Origin of the sequence: Hirschia litorea (assembly GCF_042665075.1) — a bacterium.
In the GTDB taxonomy this organism is placed as follows: Bacteria; Pseudomonadota; Alphaproteobacteria; order Caulobacterales; family Hyphomonadaceae; genus Hirschia; species Hirschia litorea.
The window spans coordinates 243068-262170 of record NZ_JBHTBR010000002.1; the positions used below are offsets into that span (position 1 = coordinate 243068).

The 19103-nt window shown below is 46.1% G+C and carries 19 protein-coding genes; 16 read left to right on the plus strand and 3 right to left on the minus strand.

Translation table 11 applies throughout. The features are described from left to right. Positions 1-293 precede the first annotated feature (293 nt). Positions 294-1655 carry a PepSY domain-containing protein gene (locus tag ACFQS8_RS01270; RefSeq protein ID WP_382164956.1) on the plus strand — a complete coding sequence of 454 codons (1362 nt, stop codon included), beginning with the start codon at positions 294-296 and terminating at the stop codon, positions 1653-1655. 102 nt (positions 1656-1757) lie between these two features. Here ACFQS8_RS01270 and ACFQS8_RS01275 read toward each other — a convergent pair whose 3' ends face one another. Beyond that, positions 1758-2666: a pyridoxal-5'-phosphate-dependent protein subunit beta gene (locus ACFQS8_RS01275; protein ID WP_382164958.1), complete on the minus strand. Its 909-nt coding sequence runs from the start codon at positions 2664-2666 to the stop codon at positions 1758-1760. A gap of 450 nt (positions 2667-3116) precedes the next feature. On the opposite strand from ACFQS8_RS01275, the gene ACFQS8_RS01280 reads away from it, so the two are divergent. Continuing rightward, complete coding sequence (locus tag ACFQS8_RS01280; protein ID WP_382164960.1) at positions 3117-5159, plus strand: acyltransferase family protein; 2043 nt, start codon at positions 3117-3119, stop codon at positions 5157-5159. A 151-nt stretch (positions 5160-5310) separates the two neighbouring features. Beyond that, positions 5311-5916, plus strand: a complete 606-nt coding sequence (locus tag ACFQS8_RS01285) for a DedA family protein (RefSeq protein ID WP_382164962.1) — start codon at positions 5311-5313, stop codon at positions 5914-5916. A 4-nt stretch (positions 5917-5920) separates the two neighbouring features. Here the strand turns inward: ACFQS8_RS01285 and erpA are convergent, their stop codons facing one another. After that, entirely contained in the window at positions 5921-6250 is a 330-nt protein-coding gene (erpA, locus tag ACFQS8_RS01290; RefSeq protein WP_382164963.1) for an iron-sulfur cluster insertion protein ErpA, read from the minus strand. Between the two features lie 120 nt (positions 6251-6370). On the opposite strand from erpA, the gene ACFQS8_RS01295 reads away from it, so the two are divergent. The 8 genes from ACFQS8_RS01295 (at position 6371) to tatC (ending at position 13119) form a co-directional block, all read left to right on the plus strand. Then, entirely contained in the window at positions 6371-7561 is a 1191-nt protein-coding gene (locus tag ACFQS8_RS01295) for a deoxyguanosinetriphosphate triphosphohydrolase (protein WP_382164965.1), read from the plus strand. Between the two features lie 135 nt (positions 7562-7696). Next, on the plus strand, positions 7697-8641 hold the full coding sequence (locus tag ACFQS8_RS01300; protein WP_382164967.1) for an SPOR domain-containing protein: 945 nt from the start codon (positions 7697-7699) through the stop codon (positions 8639-8641). Beyond that, positions 8638-9684, plus strand: coding sequence for a beta-N-acetylhexosaminidase (gene nagZ, locus ACFQS8_RS01305; RefSeq protein WP_382164968.1), 1047 nt, complete (start codon positions 8638-8640; stop codon positions 9682-9684). Before ACFQS8_RS01300 ends, nagZ begins: the two co-directional genes overlap by 4 nt. Next, positions 9681-10514, plus strand: coding sequence for a segregation and condensation protein A (locus ACFQS8_RS01310; protein ID WP_382164970.1), 834 nt, complete (start codon positions 9681-9683; stop codon positions 10512-10514). The genes nagZ and ACFQS8_RS01310 overlap by 4 nt, the downstream gene beginning before the upstream one ends. Before the next feature lie 137 nt (positions 10515-10651). Next, complete coding sequence (gene scpB, locus ACFQS8_RS01315) at positions 10652-11413, plus strand: SMC-Scp complex subunit ScpB (protein ID WP_382166567.1); 762 nt, start codon at positions 10652-10654, stop codon at positions 11411-11413. A 116-nt stretch (positions 11414-11529) separates the two neighbouring features. Beyond that, the gene (gene tatA / locus ACFQS8_RS01320; RefSeq protein WP_382164972.1) at positions 11530-11775 is read left to right on the plus strand and encodes a twin-arginine translocase TatA/TatE family subunit; all 246 of its coding nucleotides are present in this window, start codon (positions 11530-11532) and stop codon (positions 11773-11775) included. Positions 11776-11860: 85 nt separating this feature from the next. Continuing rightward, positions 11861-12265 (plus strand): Sec-independent protein translocase protein TatB, encoded by a 405-nt coding sequence (tatB, locus tag ACFQS8_RS01325; protein WP_382164974.1) that lies wholly within the window; start codon positions 11861-11863, stop codon positions 12263-12265. Then, the gene (gene tatC, locus ACFQS8_RS01330; protein WP_382164976.1) at positions 12262-13119 is read left to right on the plus strand and encodes a twin-arginine translocase subunit TatC; all 858 of its coding nucleotides are present in this window, start codon (positions 12262-12264) and stop codon (positions 13117-13119) included. Before tatB ends, tatC begins: the two co-directional genes overlap by 4 nt. 48 nt (positions 13120-13167) lie before the next feature. Here tatC and ACFQS8_RS01335 read toward each other — a convergent pair whose 3' ends face one another. Then, complete coding sequence (locus tag ACFQS8_RS01335) at positions 13168-13644, minus strand: hypothetical protein (protein ID WP_382164978.1); 477 nt, start codon at positions 13642-13644, stop codon at positions 13168-13170. A 202-nt stretch (positions 13645-13846) separates the two neighbouring features. On the opposite strand from ACFQS8_RS01335, the gene serS reads away from it, so the two are divergent. The 5 genes from serS to yajC all read left to right on the plus strand — a co-directional run bounded on the left by serS (position 13847) and on the right by yajC (position 19103). Further along, entirely contained in the window at positions 13847-15160 is a 1314-nt protein-coding gene (serS, locus tag ACFQS8_RS01340; RefSeq protein ID WP_382164979.1) for a serine--tRNA ligase, read from the plus strand. Beyond that, complete coding sequence (surE, locus tag ACFQS8_RS01345) at positions 15160-15927, plus strand: 5'/3'-nucleotidase SurE (protein ID WP_382164981.1); 768 nt, start codon at positions 15160-15162, stop codon at positions 15925-15927. The genes serS and surE overlap by 1 nt, the downstream gene beginning before the upstream one ends. Before the next feature lie 13 nt (positions 15928-15940). Next, positions 15941-16588, plus strand: coding sequence for a protein-L-isoaspartate(D-aspartate) O-methyltransferase (locus ACFQS8_RS01350; protein ID WP_382164983.1), 648 nt, complete (start codon positions 15941-15943; stop codon positions 16586-16588). A gap of 43 nt (positions 16589-16631) precedes the next feature. After that, entirely contained in the window at positions 16632-18581 is a 1950-nt protein-coding gene (locus tag ACFQS8_RS01355; RefSeq protein ID WP_382164985.1) for a peptidoglycan DD-metalloendopeptidase family protein, read from the plus strand. A gap of 162 nt (positions 18582-18743) precedes the next feature. After that, the gene (yajC, locus tag ACFQS8_RS01360) at positions 18744-19103 is read left to right on the plus strand and encodes a preprotein translocase subunit YajC (protein WP_382164987.1); all 360 of its coding nucleotides are present in this window, start codon (positions 18744-18746) and stop codon (positions 19101-19103) included.

A 19103-nucleotide genomic window follows, 5' to 3' on the forward strand; every position in this document is an offset into this window, starting at 1 on the left:
CCTCTCACATACTCCCATTTGTGAACAGCTCGGTCATTATAACTGAATTCTGACCTACAGTCTTTCTCCGGTATTGGTATATTTGAGAAGTTTGTAAAACGACAGGTTTGTAAGTTGGAATCATCGGCAGGAGAGGCATGTCTTTCCTGCCGAATTTTTTAGGTGCCCAGACGATAATGAATGAATAAATGAAGGGGCAAGGAAGTATGAGGTTGTTTTTTTTGAAGTGGCATAGGTGGCTGTCGCTAGTATTGCTGGCGCAGCTCGCTATTTGGCTGGTTACAGCGCTCGGGATGAGTTTGATATCGTCTGAATCCCTAAAGCCCTATCCAAATATGACTTCTGCTGGATTCAATGCGGCTGATGAATGGCCTGATATTGCTGATTTAAAGCAAGTTTCAGGCTGGGCATCCAAAATCGTTTTGTCAGAACAAAAAATCGGAGGATTGCTTCACGTTTCGGGGTATGAAGATAAGCAAGCTTCAAAGTGGATTACCCCAGATACTCTAAGTGCCGCGCCAAAGGTGACAGAAGAAGACGCACGCAGAATAGCGACAGCGCTAACGGGCGAAGATCTGTCGGATGCGAAAATTACGGTAAAGGAAAAGCATACGCCAGAATATAGCCGTGGCATTTTACCTATTTGGCGCGTTGAGGCTGAAAAGGCTGCACTATTCATCGATATGCAGACGGGAGCTTTGCGCTCGCAGGGCAATCTTCCAAAGCGGTTGGAGACCATTTTTAAAAGCATCCATACGATGGATTACAGCATGCTGGCTAAATACAAAGATAGCGGTGTGTTGACTGTGTTTGCTGTTATCTTCTTAGCAACTGCGCTTTTGGGTATTCTTCCTGTGCGTCGTGTTCATGCTATTAAGGGTGGTGGACTTAGAATTTTGAGATGGCACCAAGCGATTGGAATCGTTTTGGCTTTGCAAGTCGTATTCTGGGTTACATCTGGACTTTCAGTTGTGTGGTTATTGGAGCGTGCAGATAAAGAGGGCGCGCAAATAACTGTCCAAAAAGAGGCACCTATTGATTGGGAACGTGTTCAATTTCATCCCAAACAACTTAATCATCAAGCTGATATTGCGCCGACACGTATCACGCTAACATCTCTGTTGGGGGAGCCTGTTTATAGATTAGCTTGGCAGACGCCGAATATCTTGATCAACTTTATGGACAAGCTTGACCAGCAAAAAGCGTTTAGCGCTGAAAGTGGTCAGGAGATTAAATTAACTGAAGCAGATCGTGATAGGCTGGTGCAGTGGGCAGTTTCAAAAGAAACAGCGGATTCCATCAAGGAGTGGGAAATAGCAACAACTTATGACGAGTATTTTGCGATCGGCCCGTTTCCTGTTTGGAAGGGACATTTTGAAGAGCCGCAGAAAGGTGTTTTATCAATAGACCAAGTGACGGGGCAGGTGCACAGATCTGTACGTACGGTGAAGCGTACACTTATTGCTGAATATTATAAGACACATGTTGCGCAGTATTGGCCCGGAGATATCAAATATCGCCGTCAGCCTCTTTTGCTGCTGGTTATCGGTTCAATGATGGTGTTGGTTGTGTGCGGCATGCTAATTCATATTCGCCGCTGGAAGGCGGATGCTAAGCGTAAGAAGAAGCTCGCTGAAAAAGCTGCAAAAGCCTAAATAATCAAGGGCTTGCTCTCGAGGATACTGAAAACTCAAAATTGAGTGTTTTCCACCCATAGTTTGTTGGAAGGTGTTGTATTCTTGAGAGTTTTACGCAAGTTAAACTGGGTTAAATGTGTTGACCCATAGTGCAGACCCTAGCTTGCCCTGCTTGGCATATTCAATCATTGCGTAGGCTGATTTCATTGTATATGTGGCATACAGTTCTATCTGTGTTTGCTTTTGAAAAGTGTCGGCAAAGTTCAATAATTCTGGTTTGGTTTTGCCAAAGCCTCCGAAATGGTAGCCATAATCTATCGCCCAATTATTCGGATCGATAATTTCTGCTTCACCAAGGACAGCTTTCACGCGATCAGTTAATGTGAAATCTGATTTTAAGGCTGATACACCGATCACTTTGGTAGATGCACCTAACCCCGCCGCTACTCCCGCTAGCGTACCTCCAAGGCCGACGGGAACAAATGCATGCGTATATTTTCCGCGCAATGGAGCGAAGACCTCAGCAATGTGTCGTACAGATGATGGCGATGTGCCGCCCTCTGTAATGAGGTGAAACGACCCATGTGTTTGAACGAGGTTGGATAAAAATTGGGGAGATTCACGGTGTTTAAAATCTTCCGGAGATAAGAGGTGAACTTGCACGCCACGTTGCGTCATCGTTTTGACGAGGGGAAGGTGTGTTCCCTTAGGGCTTTCTCTCACAAAAGCTAGCGCGCGTATTCTTAGCATGCGTGTTAAAGCACTATAGGCGCGCAGATGGTTTGAGTAGCTGCCTCCAAACGTTGCCAAGGGTAATTGTTGGTCTTGGCCGGAAAGATAGTCATGAATATTTGGGGCTAATTTCAGGATTTTATTGCCAGATAAATACAGTCCCAGTTTGTCTCCGTGATAGACATCAAAACATATTTTTCTGCGTGTTTGCGAGCAGTGAAATTCATGCGGCAAAACGGGTGCGCGTCGCTCCAGCATGCGTTCTGTAAGCGCTAAGCGATTGGCATTATTATACATTATCGTAGGAAGATAAGAGAGGATTTGGTCATTGTGGACTTTGTTTTAGGCTCTGCAATATTTCAGAATTTGAGCGTATTTCTTGTATGTAATTTAGAATTTAAGGTTAAATTTTAGTTATGCAAAAATATATCTAAAATGATTCAAATTTAATTGCCAGATTTGAGCCTTCTACTCTTAGGGGAATTGTCCCAAAAGCGCATCTTATACGGCAGAAAGGTGCGTTGTCATTTTTAGCCTAGAAATCAAGACACTAGGCGAAAGATTGGTTTCGCTGTTAATCCACTGTCAGGTGTATTTTTCTTGGATGGCATAAAATTCATATTTTACAATATGTTATGACTTGTACTTAATGTGGTGGTTTAAGATGTTTTGTCGCTGTTTAGATGCTTTGACTTCCTTTGAATTATAGCCAATAAGCCCAGCTAGCGTGTAAAGTGAGCAGGGTAAATGTACACACAAAAAGATAATCCGAGTGTGAAGTCATCGTTGGCCTATGAGCCCACGCTTGATGGATTGCGGGGTATCGCGGTCATTTGTGTACTCCTATATCATTTGGGCATTCAGCACCTTTCGGGTGGCTTTATCGGTGTTGATGTTTTCTACGTAATCAGTGGTTACCTGATAACAAAAATATTGATGGATCAGTTTGATCGTAAGGCTTTCAATTACGTGGACTTTGTCGTCCGTCGAGCACGCCGCCTACTTCCAGCGTTATTTATCACCATCGGTTTCACCTTGATTGGTGCATTCTTGGTGATGAGCCCGAAGCATTTTTCGAGTGCCGCTGATTCTGCGATATTTGCCTCTTTGTCAGTGTCTAATTGGTTTTTCTGGCTAGATAGTGATTACTTCTCTGCCTCTAAACATGTGCGGCCCTTGCTACATACATGGTCTTTGAGTGTTGAAGTTCAATTCTATCTTGTGTGGCCATTGGTGATTTATGGCATTTCACGCCTAGGTAAAAACAAACAGTGGACCGCCTGCTTTATAATGGCGGGGATCGGTTTTGTTGGATTTTTATCCTCGGTTCTGGTGCAGTCCAACCATCCAAGTGCAGCATTCTTCTTGAGTGTTTTTCGCGTTTGGCAATTTGCAGCCGGTGGCTGTGTTGCGTTATTTTCCATTCTTGTCAGCAATTCCAAGGTATTTGAATTTGGGCAGGTTTTGAAATCTGTTTTGTTTGCTTTGGGGATGGCAATTTTAACAGTCTCTCTACTGTTCATTACATCCGATAATTACTGGGCAGTGACGGCTGTTTTGCCAACGATCGGGACTGTAGCCGTCCTACTAGGGATGGATTCCAAGTTTGCGCGGCTTGGCTTGGCAAGTCGAAGTTTAGTTGGATTGGGGAAGATTTCTTATTCCTTATACCTTGTTCATTGGCCTATTATTATCTTGTATCGCTATTGGGCTTTTCGTCCGCTCAATATGTGGGAAATCATCGCGTGCGCGGTTATATCCATAATTGCGGCGAAGTTGCTTTATGATTTTGTAGAGAATCGGTTTCGTCTGCCGTGGACACAGAAAAGAGAGTATGAAAGCAGCATAGTTGGTGCACGCGTGTCTGCATCGATATTGTCTATCGCATTTATCGGTAGTTTGATTTCTTTTCAGCAAGGATGGCATTGGCGTTTGCCTGTCGAAGACCAGTTGGCTCAGTTAAATGTTGAACAGCATTTAGAATGTGGAGATGGTTTTTCAAACTTTTCTGAAGATTGCTCATTTGGTGCACAAGGCACAAAGCCTGAAATTGCCGTTATAGGAGACAGTCATGCTTTGGGGTTTGCGACTGGGTTAGATCCTATCATGAAGGCGGACAATATAAGCGCTGTGTTGGTGAAGCGTTTTGGTACTCTGCCATTCCATGGCACGACGACTTATGGAGGCGAATGGGAGATAGGCAATTTTGATGAGGGGTTGTCTCGTCTAAGTGCATCTCCGACTGATCTTATTATATTGCATGCTCGTTTTGGTCAGTATTGGTGGTCAAGCGATGAAGATGGGGGGCGTCCTACTTGGGTGGGTACGCAGAATGAGTCGCCTCAGGCTTTGGATAAGTCGCAAGCCGCTTTTCGTCAGGGATTAGAAAATACGCTCGTTGAACTTGAAAAAACAAAAGCATCAGTTGTTGTAATCGGCGCTATTCCTTATCCGGGGCTTGATTCAGGACAATGCTTAGTGCGGCCTAGTTTTATCATAAGCGAAGAACATTCTGAAAAATCTTGTACGGGTCTCACGCAGGAACAATCTGTTGCGCGGGCAGGTGCTGTAAATAAGATTCTACGTGCACGCGTTGAAGCTTCTGGGTTTGTTTTCATTGATCCAATCGACATATTCTGCCGGGATGGTGATCATACCTGTCTTCGCAAAATCGACGGCAAAGTTATATACGCTGATGGCAACCACCTAAATTCATATGGTGCAAACATTCTCGCAAAGCATGTTTGGGAAAAAGTGAAGCAAGCAGGGTTTATCCGTCCTACCGCATAAATACCCGAAGTTCGTTGACGCGGGTATTTGAATATCAATGTCGTGTGGCCTGCTTTTTGCCGATAAGTTTGACAATAGTTTTGGGGATTTGCGGTTGATCGTCTTGTCTGTAGGTGTCACTAGACAAATCTGATTTGATTTGGCTGGTGTGATGTTAGAGTCTTTACTCTCCTTTTTTGAAGTCTACCCTTGGGGTATATATGTCTGTTTTCTTATTCTGCCTTTTGTGCAGGAAGATGCAGCAGTCATAGGTGCAGCAGCAGCGTCAGCTCATGGTTTGGGTGAGCCAGCTTTACTTGTTATCTCAATTTTAGCTGGACTAACCGCGAGTGATTTATGGAAATATTGGGCAGGTCGTGCTGCAATATCTCATCAATGGGCTAAAAAATATGCCGCCAAACCAAGCGTGAAGCGCGCGCGTGATGGCGTTGTGAACCATCTTGCTTCAAGTCTAATGGTTGTGAGGTTTGTGCCTGGGACTCGCATTCCATTCTACGTGGCGGCAGGGTTCTTTAAAGCCCCATTTCCGAAATTCTCATTCTACGTAATGCTTTCAGCATTTGTGTACGTTGCTATTACGTTCGTTTTATTCCACGCATTTGGAGAAATTGCAGGCGAACGCGCAAAAGCAATCTTGCCGATTATTGCTGTAACATTAGTGGTTGTTTTAATCGGCGTTCAGTATGTGCGTCGCAAACGTGCCAATGCGAACATGGACCCGGAAGAAGCCGAGGAAAAGGGCGCGAGCTCTAACTGATGTCTTAGACAGAAAAACTTGTTCCGCAGCCACATGAGGCAGTTGCATTGGGATTATTGATCTTGAATGATGACCCGATGATCTCATTCACATAATCAATCTCGCACCCTTCTAAGAAAGGGATGCTTGTCTCATCAATAACGACTTTCGCATCATCTCGTTCAAACACGATATCGTCTTCATTGACTTCATTTGCAAAATCAAATGTGTACGAAAAACCAGAACATCCACCTCCAAGAACACCAATGCGCAACATGGTTGCATTGCCTTGGTCTTTTAGGATTATTTTAATTCGGTCAGCTGCCGAAGATGTAATTTTGACTGAGTCTTGCATAGTACTAACTAACGTGATTGAGAAAACTGGACGCCATTAACGCGAGGTTATTGGTCGCCTCATATCAGTAATGTAGTGATACTACTTAAGAATTCAAAGCTTTTCTAGAAAGCAATTGCAATGGTTGAAACATTTGTCCCCCCACCACGCGCGATCTACGCTAGTGATCCGCTGAAAACTCGTGGCCGTGCGCATGATGAAGCACCCTCTGCAACACGCACATGTTTTCAACGCGACAGAGATCGGATTATTCACTCTTCTGCTTTTCGTCGTTTGAAGCAGAAAACACAGGTTTTTGTGGCACATGAAGGCGATTTCTATCGTACACGCCTTACGCACTCTCTTGAGGTCGCGCAAATTGCTCGCTCTGTAGCACGAACATTGGGCCTAGATGAAGATCTCGCAGAGGCGCTAGCTCTATCGCATGATATCGGACACCCGCCTTTTGGCCATGCAGGGGAAGATGAATTGGATGCGTGTATGCATGCATTCAATGGGTTTGATCATAATGCGCAAACATTGCGTGTCGTAACCCGCCTTGAAAAACGTTACCCCATGTATGACGGTCTAAACTTGAGCTGGGAAACTCTTGAAGGTTTGGTCAAGCACAATGGCCCAGTTTTAACTGACGGGAAGGCGATTGATACACTTCCGCAGGCTTTTTTGGATTATCCTCAGCTTGAAAGTCTGGAATTGCACACTTTTGCAGGTCCAGAAGCGCAAGTAGCGGCACTTGCTGACGATATTGCTTATAATAATCATGACATTGATGATGGTATTGCGTCAGGATTATTCACTGTTGATCAAATTTGTGAAGTCCCCCTTGTTGGGGATGTGTTTAAGGCAGTCCGCAAGGAATATGCATATTTGGACCCCAAACTTATTGTAGCTGAATCCGTGCGTCGCCTCATAGGTATTTGGGTTGAGGATTTAGTGAAAGAAACCAAACGTCGCTTGAAAAAACACAATCCTCAGAGCGCCCAGGAAATACGTGAGCTAAACGAACCAGTTGTTGCTTTCTCTAAAAAACTTGATGAAAAACAACGTGTTCTTCGCGTATTTTTGTATGAAAATATGTACAAGCATTACAAAGTGAACCGGATGCGGTCTCAAGCAAGGCGGATACTCAAGGATCTGTTTGAATTGTTCAATACTGAGCCAAACACTTTGCCTCCACCTTGGCGCCAAGATGCAGAGCAAACTTCAGGTGATCGACGTGCGCGTATCGTATGTGATTACATAGCTGGCATGACAGACAATTACGCGATTGAAGAGCACCGTCGATTGTTTAACTTGGACTCTATGATTTAATATTAATTTGTTATTTCCGATCAATTTAGGATTTAAGTTTAATCTGCATAAACCAAATATATGTAATGTGGTGTGCAGTTACATACGTAAAAATTCCCAATTGAACCCAAGCAGAATTGCTTACAGGCAAATGAAATGACAGACCGCAATTCAAGACAACGCGTAGATAATGAGTCTGCGTATGCTATTCTCCCCGATGAAACTTCTGGATATCACACGCCAGATGATAATAATCGTGGGCCAATGGTATTGGCGCTGACACTGGGCGTGATCGTTGTTTTTGCAGTCGTTGTTTGGAATGCTTATAAACAGGGGGTAAGGCATTCAGATGCGTCTGTATTGCCGCAAATTGCTTCAGAAGGCGCTTTTAAAGTTAAGCCTGAAAATCCAGGTGGAAAAGCCGATGTGAACACCAATATGCGTGTGCTCGATCAAGTTGGCGGAACTGCACGCGAAGAAACTAAAGTTTTAGAAGCGACGGTGCGAGAGGAACCTGTTCCCGTACTGGAAACAGTAGCGATTGATGCAAATGCAGCAAATGGCTTATCTTCTAAAAACATAGCCCCATCGATTCCTCAGGCTAGCAATAAAGCGCAGGTGCAGACGCAGACACGCCAGCTAGGTGAAAGCGGAAAACCGGTCGATCTTCGTCCCGGCTCTAAGTTGTCAGGCTCAACAGTTCAAACTGCAGAAATTGCACCAGCACCTACGATTAAAAAAATGTCTCCTGCTGCGTCGGCGGACATAAATATCAATCCTATTCAGAAGCCAAAACCAAGACCAGTTGAGCCTGCCAAACCAGAATTGACACTCAACTTTTCTGCGAATGGAGGCTTCGTTGTCCAGTTGGCGGCCGTGAAAAGTACCGACGCTGTAGATGATGTTTGGCAAAAAGCAGGAAAAAAAGCACCAAATCTCTTTGAAAATGCAAAGAGACACGTCCAGACCGTTGACCTTGGGCCCAAGGGCGTGTGGCATCGCGTACAAGCCGGCAGCTTTGATTCTAGGAGTGATGCAAATGTGTTTTGCACAGCCTACAAAGCGAGCGGGGGAGATTGCATCGTCGCAGAGAGAAAATGAACGCACCTAAAGCTTGTATTCTGAGTGTTTCCGGTCCCGTATTGTTGGATCAAGAAGCTATCTTTTTAGCCCAGAATAACCCGTGGGGAATTATCCTTATGGGGCGTTCAGTTCAATCGCGAAAACAAGTGCGTGCGCTTGTGGATGCAATTTGGTCGGCGCTTGGTCGACCTTGCCTTATTTTTATTGATCAAGAAGGCGGACGTGTGCGCCGTATGAGGCCGCCTGAATGGCCTGATTTTCCAGCCGGTCAATCTTACGCAAAATTGTATGAAATATCGCCTGAGCTAGGTGCTGAAGCGGCGTGGCTAGGGCATAGGTTAATTGCAGCCGAGTTGCAGCCGCTTGGTATATATGCCGATTGCGCACCTATTTTGGATTTATTGCATGCTGATGCGCACGATATTGTAGGTGATCGTGCATTTGGTTCAACGCCTCAACAAGTTTCTGCGATAGGAGCAGCTGCCATTAAAGGGTTGTTGGATGGCGGCGTAGCAAGCGTAATCAAACACATTCCCGGACATGGGCGTGCAAAGATGGATAGTCATGAGGCACTGCCCATCGTTGATGCTAGCGCCGACGATATGGAACAAGACTTTGCGCCGTTTGAAGCGTTGAGTGATGCACCTATGGCGATGACGGCTCACATTGCTTATCAAGCCTATGATCCAGATGTTGCGGCTACGGTCTCCAGAAAAGTAATACGTGATGTTATCCGTAACCGTATTGGCTTTGATGGTCTGCTTATGTCAGATGATCTTGGTATGAAGGCGCTTGGTGGCACATTGGAAAGCCGTGCTAGGGCATCTTTTGAAGCAGGATGCGATGTTGCACTACATTGTGCTGGTTTTGAGAAAGACCCAGACGCGATACTTAGTGAAATGCGTCAGGTTGCGGCTGCATGTCCGCGTCTTTCAGGGCGTTCAGAAGAGCGCGCGCAGGCGGCTGAAAATGCGACACTGCATCGTAAGTCTTTTGATGTTGAGGCTGGTCGAAAGCGCTTTGAAGAATTGCTAGGCATGGTCGGGAAGGCTTTAGTGTGATTAGCCGCATCCAAGACGACAGCTTGCGAGATGCATCGCGAGAGGTTGAGGATGCATCACCTGAAGACATTTTTAATGTCGATATTCAGGGGTTTGAAGGTCCGTTGCATTTGCTCTTGGAGTTGTCGCGGCGGCAAAAAGTGGATTTATTGCAGGTTTCAATTCTGCAATTAGCCGAACAGTTCCTAGATTTTATAATTGAAGCGCGCAGCAAACGCATTGATTTAGCAGCAGATTATCTACTGATGGCAGCTTGGCTTGCGTATCTGAAGTCTAAACTGCTTCTGCCAAAGCTTGAGATTGCATCTGATGACGAACCCGAAGCAGAAGGGATGGCGCGTCGATTGTCATTTCGGTTGGCGAGGTTGGAAGCTATGCGGGAAGCGGCAGCCGATTTGAATGCACTTAATGTGACGGGGCGGGATGTTTTTGTACGCGGAATGCCCGAGCGGGTAACCGTAAAAAAGCACACGAAATACGATGCGAGCATGTTTGATCTGATGAAGGCATTTGGTGATATTCAAGGGCGAAAAACTCGGACAAGGTCTCACATTGTGCGTAAACAACCCGTGTTAGCCCTTGAAAGTGCTAGAAAATCTTTAAAAACGATTGTGCCTAAACTAGATGATTGGGCCACCATACAGGGCTTTGAGGCTCCTAAGGGTGAGGCAGAGGACACGCCAAAACGATCAGTTACGGCAAGCTATTTTGCTGCAGCTTTAGAGCTCACACGGGATCGCGAAGTTGATCTTCGTCAAGATGCGGCTATGTCTGATGTATATGTTCGGCGAGCTAAAAATGGGCCAGATTTACCGCAGGCAGTGCAATGACGCAAAATGATGGGACAAATCCAGAGGACATTCGCAAGGTTGTCGCCGAGTTATCACGCCAACAACGCAAAGCGTCATCGAAAAAGATAAAAGAAACAGTAGAATCCGAGGATATTGCTGAAGAAGATGATATTCCAATGGAGGTGGCGCACGCAATCTTAGGCAAGGATATCTATCGCTTGCTTGATGAGGCAGAGGCACCTCAAGAACCAGATTCCAGCACTACGCCTGCTGATACAGTGCTAGAGGCGTTGAGGCGGGCTGAAGCCATTCTGTTCGCCACGACCAAACCGATTGCTGCCAGTGAGCTTGTGGAGATGTTGCCACCAGGTGCAGATGTGGCTGATATTTTGATGAAGCTTCAGAAAACTTATGCAGGACGCGGCATTCAATTGATGGAGATTGCCGGAGGGTGGCGATTTCAAACAGCACCTGATCTTGCTTTTTTGTTTGAAGAGACTCGCGAAGAGCAGAAGAAATTATCCAAGGCTGCAATGGAAATGCTGTCCATTATTGCCTATTGCCAACCTTGTACTCGTGCCGAAATTGAAGATGTGCGCGGGGTGGCAGTTTCCAAGGGCACGCTTGATGTGTTAATGGAAATGAATTGGGTTAAATTGCGAGGCCGCCGGAAAACGCCGGGCCGTCCGGTTGTGTATGGAACGACGGATGCGTTTCTTGAGCATTTTGGAATCGATAGCCTTGATAGCTTGCCCGGACGTGAAGAAATGAAAGCTGCGGGATTGTTGTCAGCGAATATTCCAGATGATTTCGATATGCCGCGTCCATCTGATTCTGATGCGGATGATGACCTTCTGGAAATCATCGATGGCATTGATGACAGCATGTCAGATCCGGCTGAATTTCATATCGACTTTTCAGAAGAAGATGATGTGTAATTTCATGCGACAAAAAAAACGATCAGATTCGATCTAATATTTGCTGTTGGGGCTGATTTAATCTAAATTTCAGTTTAGAGAACGAAGTGCATATATAAACAGTAGGAGTGTACGCAATGTTTGGTCTTGGTGGAGCTGGTCCTTTTCAGCTCATAATAGTACTTGTGATAGCTCTGCTTGTTTTTGGTGGTAGAGGCAAAATTTCCTCCATAATGGGCGACCTTGCCAATGGTATGAAAAGTTTTCGCCAAGGGTTAAAGGATGATGAGAGCACGGAGAGTGAAGAAAAGCCTGCTCCTAAAGCTTTAGATGATGGCGAGACAATCAACATCACACCTAAAAAAGATAAAACCGAAGCTTAAATTGTAAGAGGCGTCATCGTCTAAACTTGCTTTTGATGATGAGAGTAATTGCCCCAATTGCTCTGCCTATGGAGTGTCTGCGTAAATGATCCCGCAAATCGGCTTTTCTGAAATGCTGTTATTAGGCATTCTCGCGCTCGTTGTCGTCGGGCCAAAAGACTTGCCGTTAATGATGCGCAAGTTTGGGCGTTTTACTGGAAAATTACGCATGATGGCATTTGAGTTTCGTCAAAGTTTCGACGAGCTAGGCCGCCAAGCTGAACTTGATGAATTACGTAAAGAAGTCGAAGCGCTCAAAAAAGAATCCGGCATTGAAGACATGCAAAAGGAATTCAACGCAACAGAAGCTGATATTGCAAAAGATGCTGGTGAAGCTGTGAATGCGATGAAAGCAGATTTTGAGAAGACAAAGACTGCAGCGCAGGTGTCGTCTGACGTTGAGCCCAAAGAGCCAAGCCCTAAAAAGCTAGGGGATGAGACGAGCTCATGAACGAACTTCAAACCAATATCGAACCTGCTGGTCATGATGAAGTTGAGGCTAGCCGTGCACCTTTAATGGAGCACTTAAAAGAATTACGCACAAGATTGGTCCGTGTATTGATTGCGGTGGGGATATGCTCACTAATTGCGTTTATCTTCTCCCAGCACATGTTCGATTATTTGATGTTGCCATTTGATCGTGCCAAAGCCGAATTTGGTGCCAAGAATGCGATTGACGGCGTTATCTTCACAGACGCATTTGAGATTTTGTTTATCAAATTGAGACTGTCTATATTGGCTGGTCTGGGTGTGTCTTTCCCGTTTGTCGCGTGGGAGATTTACTCATTTGTTGCGCCGGGACTATATAAATCTGAGCGCCAAGCCATGTTGCCTTATATCACAATCACGCCATTTCTATTTTTGGCTGGGGCATCATTGGTTTACTTCATGATCCTGCCATTCGTAATGCATTTTGCATTCAACCAAGAATTTGAAGGCGTCACCTTTTTGCCAAAAGCCAAGCCCTATGTGGACTTGTCGCTTTCATTGATCACAGCCTTTGGGTTGGCCTTCCAGACGCCAGTTATCATGTCATTATTGGCGCGCGCAGGTGTTGTGCAGGCATCGACTTTACGTGCAGGGCGAAAATACGCCGTGTTCGGCATTTTCCTTATTGCGATGTTTATGACGCCGCCTGACCCATTTTCGCAAATTGCTTTGGCCGTGCCTGTATATCTTTTGTATGAGCTGGGCATTCTTGCAGCTTCTCTAGTTGAGAGAAAACAAAAGGCAGAGACTGAAGCTGAAGAAACTAAAACTGAAACGAAAACAGAAGCTACAGATACACCCAAAGATAAGTCTTAGCTTTTAGCGCGCAGCTATAAGGTGGCCGCGCGCTTTTATGTTGTCTTTTTATTTCTCAGATAAGCTTCGTACAATTTGGCATCCAAATGCTAGCAATTGCTTGCGGCGCAAAAACGCAATTGCGATAGAGCCGAGCCATACGCCGATAGCTGCATAGAATAATCCGCCGCCATCATTGTTTGGGTCAATGCCGAGAGGGGTGAAGAGGTGAAAACTGATTGCCCCTGTCATGACTGCAACTCCAATAAGGCCACCAAGACCATGAAGCGTTTTGCGCCCTGTAAATAAGCCAAACAAAATCAATGCCGATGCGATCAACTCAGCGCTTCCAATGACATATTGGCTAAACAATCCTGTTTGAGAGAATAACCCGCCCGCGCCAAACGAATTGGCCCACGCATCGAGCTTGCCAAATATCACCTGCGTTTCATGAGCGTTTGTGAATTTAAACCGCAACGAGTCTAAAAAGATCACAGCGATATAAATGGAGATAATCCAGTGCCCGTATTTTCTAATAAATGCCATATCAAGCCCCATAGCTGTTAGAAACTATGACAAGCTAAGCCCAATTGACGCTCACACACCATACAAAAGCACGTGAGAGCATTGTGAGCGGGCTGCAAATCTCAGCCAATTGTCCTTCAAGGCTGTTCTTTTAGGCAAATAATGCTATTGCCAGAAACATAGACTTTACAATTAAGATTATCCCGCCTTCAGGAGTTTTTCCATGCACGATATCCGCGCTATTCGCGACAATCCAGATGCTTACATTAAGGGTTGGAACCGCCGCAAATCGGGTTTGGGTGATGTGGTGTCGGACATTCTTGAGCTAGACAAACAATTGCGAGCGGCTGTTCAGCAAGTTCAAGATGCCGAGCAGGTGCGCAATAAATCGTCTAAGATGATTGGTAAGGCTAAAGCGACAGGGAATGAAGAAGAAGCCCAGCGCCTTATGGCTGAAGTCGCAGATGCCAAAGCCACAATGGAAAAAATCGGCGAAACCGAATCTGACGTGCGCGCCAAGCTTGATGACATTCTGTTGGGCCTGCCAAACATTGTTTATGATGATGTGCCAGATGGTGCGGATGAAGATGACAATGAAGAAGTGCGCGTGTGGGGCGAGCCAAATAAGCTTGCATTCCCAGCACAAGAACATGCTGATCTTGGCGAAAAGCTGAAAAACGACAAAGGCTTTGCCTTGATGGATTTTGAAGCGGCGGCCAAAATTTCAGGCGCGCGCTTTGTGGCGCTGCGCGGAAAAATGGCGAAGCTCGAGCGTGCGCTCACACAATTCATGCTGGATGTACAGACAAGCGAGCATGGCTATGAAGAAGTATCTCCGCCATTCATGGTGAGAGATGATGCGTTGGTTGGAACAGGGCAATTGCCTAAGTTTGAAGAGGATCTCTTCAAGACAACAAATGATTATTACCTTATCCCAACAGCCGAAGTCCCTGTCACAAATCTAGTGCGAGAGCAGATTTTAAACGAAGACCAATTGCCGATACGCATGACGGCCGCAACGCCTTGTTTTAGGTCTGAAGCAGGCTCAGCCGGACGCGACACAAAGGGTATGATCCGCCTTCACCAATTCACAAAAGTTGAAATGGTATCTATCGTGAAGCCCGAAGATTCCGACGCGGAGCTTGAGCGCATGACAGGCTGCGCAGAAGCAATTTTGCAGCGTTTGGAATTGCCTTATCGCGTTGTGAATTTGTGTACAGGTGATATCGGGTTTGGAGCAAAACGCACTTATGACATTGAGGTGTGGTTGCCGTCTCAAGATACATATCGCGAGATTTCTAGCTGTTCGACGTGTGGAGATTTCCAAGCGCGCCGTATGAATGCACGCTATAAACCATCGCCAACAGAAGACACACCAAAGCCAAAAACGCAGTTTGTTCACACGCTAAATGGTTCTGGCCTTGCAGTTGGACGTACATTGGTTGCGGTACTGGAAAACTATCAGCAGGAAGATGGCTCTATTAAAGTGCCGGCCGTACTTGTGTCATACATGGGCGGATTAGAGGTCATCAAGTAATGCGTATTTTAGTGACGAATGATGATGGTATCGACGCGCCGGGCCTTGAGGTCATGGAAGAGATTGCCCGTTCACTATCTGATGATGTGTGGATGGTGGCACCTCTACAAGAGCAATCTGGACAGGGACGTGCGATCACTGTTTCGGATGCAGTGCGGGTGGATAAGCGCGGCGAGAAACGTTTCCGTATCGAAGGAACACCGACTGACTGTGTTGTACTAGGGATTGAGCATCTCTTAGGGGATAAGAAGCCGGACCTAATTTTATCTGGCGTCAATAACGGTCAAAATGTTGGAGAAGACACGACGCAATCAGGAACGATTGGTGCTTGTATACAGGGGATGATTCTTGGTGTGCCGGGAATTGCGTTTTCTCAATCCAAGGGTTTTCGCTTAGGCAAAACAATCCCTTGGGATATAGCGCGCCACTATGGCCCGAAAGTGCTGAAACGCTTGATGGAAACGGGATGGCCTAAAGATGTGGTGATGAACGTCAACTTTCCTGATTGTGAATTGGCAGATGTCCAGGGTGTGGAGATTACTTCGCAGGGTATGCGTGACTTTCCGATCATCAATTCAGTAAAGCGGACAGACCCGCGCGGACGCGACTATTATTGGCTCTCGCATGGGGGACCAAAGTCAGACCCACCAGTGGGGACGGACTTGCGTTGTATCTATGAAGACAAGATCAGTGTGTCTCCATTGCATGTCGATTTAACGCATTATGCGTATCGTGATATCCTTAGAGAATCTTTTGGTGAGTTATAAAGGCCGTTAGGTTTTGGATATTGTAGATCCGTTTAGGTCGGCGCGGCTAATATTAGAGCTGCGGCAGGCGGGGGTTATGGACAATCGCGTGTTAAGTGCGATTGAGAGAACACCGCGCGCGATTTTCGTTCCAGACGAATATCGCGATATGGCGTATGATAACCGTCAAGTGCCTATCGCCTGTGGTCAGGAATTGTCACTTCCCGTTATGGTTGGACGTATGGTGCAGGCGCTTGATGTGCAGGCTGAGCATTCTGTGTTGGAAGTGGGGACAGGCGTTGGCTATCAGGCGGCGGTTTTGTCTCTTTTAGCTAAACGCGTCTATTCCATCGAGCGGTTTCGTACACTTCACGATATGGCTAAAGATACGATGACCTCATTAGAATTGAATAATGTCCGTTTATTCCACGCAGATGGACTTGATGGATTATCTGATCATGCGCCTTTTGATCGAATTATATTAACAGGCGCAATTTCACTTGCACCCTATAAACTTGCGCAGCAGTTGAATTCTGGTGGCATTATGGTTGCTCCGGTTGAAAAAGACGGATTTCAACACATAAATGTGTACAAAAGAATTGAAAATCAGGTCGAAAAACTAACCACGTTAGGGCCTTCTAAGTTTTTACCCCTCATTATTGGTGCTGCAAGAGAGCTATAAATTGCAGAGGGTCGGGCATGTGAGCGTGTTTGGCAATTAATATATGAGTGGTGAAAAGCTGGTTTCGGCAAGACATGTCTTAACTATAAGTTTCGCAATTATCGTTGCGACTGCCGGACAAGCTGTGTCTTCAGCGTGGGCGCAATCAAAAGAATCTGCGCCGGTCGAATTTAAAACAGCCTCGCAATATAGCCAGTACCGCGTCCCAGAAGTTGCTGAATCGGCACCCGTCATTCAAGGCGACGCACGTGTACAACCGAATGTGCAATATTATGAAAACGTTGCGCGCGCTTCCGAGCAAGAAAAGCTCCAGCGTCAAGCCGCACAAGCTGCGCAACAGCAAGCTGATTTTATTGCGCAACAAAGACAATATCAAAATGCACAATTGCATGAACAAGCAAGACTTCAGGCGCTTCAATCTCAATCGGTGACCCAGCAAGGTGCGCCGATAAATTATGGACAAGCGCAAACCCAACCTTATGCACAACAGGACATGTCCCAAGTAGGAAATGGGTTTTCAGATACTTTTGTTGATGCCCCGCCTCGCACGACACAAAGACAGGTCTTCCAAGGGCAATACGCAAACCCAGCAAGTGCCAATCAAGGCTATGGCACGCAACAACCACCTGCCGCACAGGGCTATAGCGCGCCGATACCTCACGGCTATCAGGAACATACCGTTAATGGTGCAGGCGCTGAGGTTCGACCTAATATTGCTCATTCCGCGAATACTTATCCAAGTGCATCAAAGCAGGCTATTGCTCTGCCGGATATGAGCCAACCTATTGGCGCAGATGGTAATTTCTTGAGGTCTGGTGTATCGGCATCATCTAATATTGGGCAAGCGGGCGCAGTTGGTCTCACAAGCCATGTCGGTAATACAAGTGTAATGGGCGCACCGACTGTTGTCACAGGTGCTACAGCGCTGACTACGCGCGCAGGTTATGGCGTGTCGGATCAATCTAAGAAGCTGTTTTCAAATAAGAAAATAGAGAACCATTACGCCGCTCCAGCATATGCAAACTCGACGCCTCAGCCATTGGGGGCCGCTATCGAAATATTGCCGGGAGATACGTTGTTTCGGATATCCGAACGTTATCGTGTTGCATTACGTGCCTTAGTAGAGACAAACCAACTTCAACCACCTTTTGAATTGGAAGTCGGTAGCTTTATTCATTTGCCGCCTCCAAACATTCACGTTGTGGAAGCAGGTGAAACTTTGTATGCGATTTCAAGGCGATATAATGTCGATACACGCTCTTTGGCGAATATGAACGGCTTACCGAAACCGTGGACAATTCACCCTAATGATCAGATATTACTGCCGAGCCTAGCGCGCGATTCAATGGCATCTGAAGCAACGGCTATTGCTTCATCAAATGCACGGGTGAAGGCTATGAATGGAAAAGAGGGGCCACCAGTTCGCGCTTTTGCGCATGGTCATGAAGGTAAAACAACGGGGCCGGTCGTTCTTGCGAATGTAGGAAAACTAGCTACTGATCCCGCAAAACAGGCTGCCGATACGCAGGAATTAGGGCGTTTCGATGAGACACCTGTCGTGCAGCCTTTGCCTGTAAGCGCTGATATTGACCTTCCCGGGAATAGTCGCGGATTTTTATGGCCTGTAGAAGGTAATGTCGTTGCCAACTTTGGTGCAAATGCCAAGGGACTTAAAAATGACGGGGTGAATATCGGGGCAGCTAAAGGGGCTCCGATCAAAGCAGCAGCTGATGGATATGTTGTGTATGCAGGCAATGAATTGCCGGGGTTTGGTTTCTTAGTTCTTATCAATCACGGTGACGGCTGGGTTAGCGCTTATGCGCATGCAAATGATTTGTTGGTGGAAGAGGGGCAAGCGATTCGACAAGGGCAGATCATCGCTAAAGTGGGGGATACAGGCTCGGTTGATACACCGCAATTGCACTTCCAATTACGAAAAGGGAAGTCACCACTCGACCCAACAGGGCATTTATCCCCTAAACGTGCCATTTAGCGCAGTTTCGACGCCAACCAATCGCCCTGAATACATTGCATTGTTTTCCTCTGTCGATATAGTCCGCGCCTTGTATGCTATTATGACAAATATTAGATATATGTCTAAAGCAGGGTCGTTTCCTATTTTCAGGACGATTAAGGGATTATTTAAGAGGCGTTTATGTTTATCGCACCGCTCATACTTCAAGAAAGTGCCGTAGCTGCTACTGGAGCAGCTGGTGAGCCTTCAGCTCTCATTCAAATGTTGCCGTTTGCCGGTATTCTTGTGATTTTGTATTTCACAATGATCCGCCCGCAACAAAAACGCCAAAAAGAACACCGCGCAATGATCGAAGCGGTTGTCAAAGGTGACACTATCATCACAACTGGTGGGTTGATCGCTAAAGTAACCAAAGTTGAAGAAAACGAAGTTCTTGTGGATGCAGGCGAAGGCGTTAAGCTTCGTATTCTGCGTTCCATGATTGTTGAAGTGCGTGGAAAAAACACACCTCAACCTGCTAACGATACTTCTAAAAGCTAG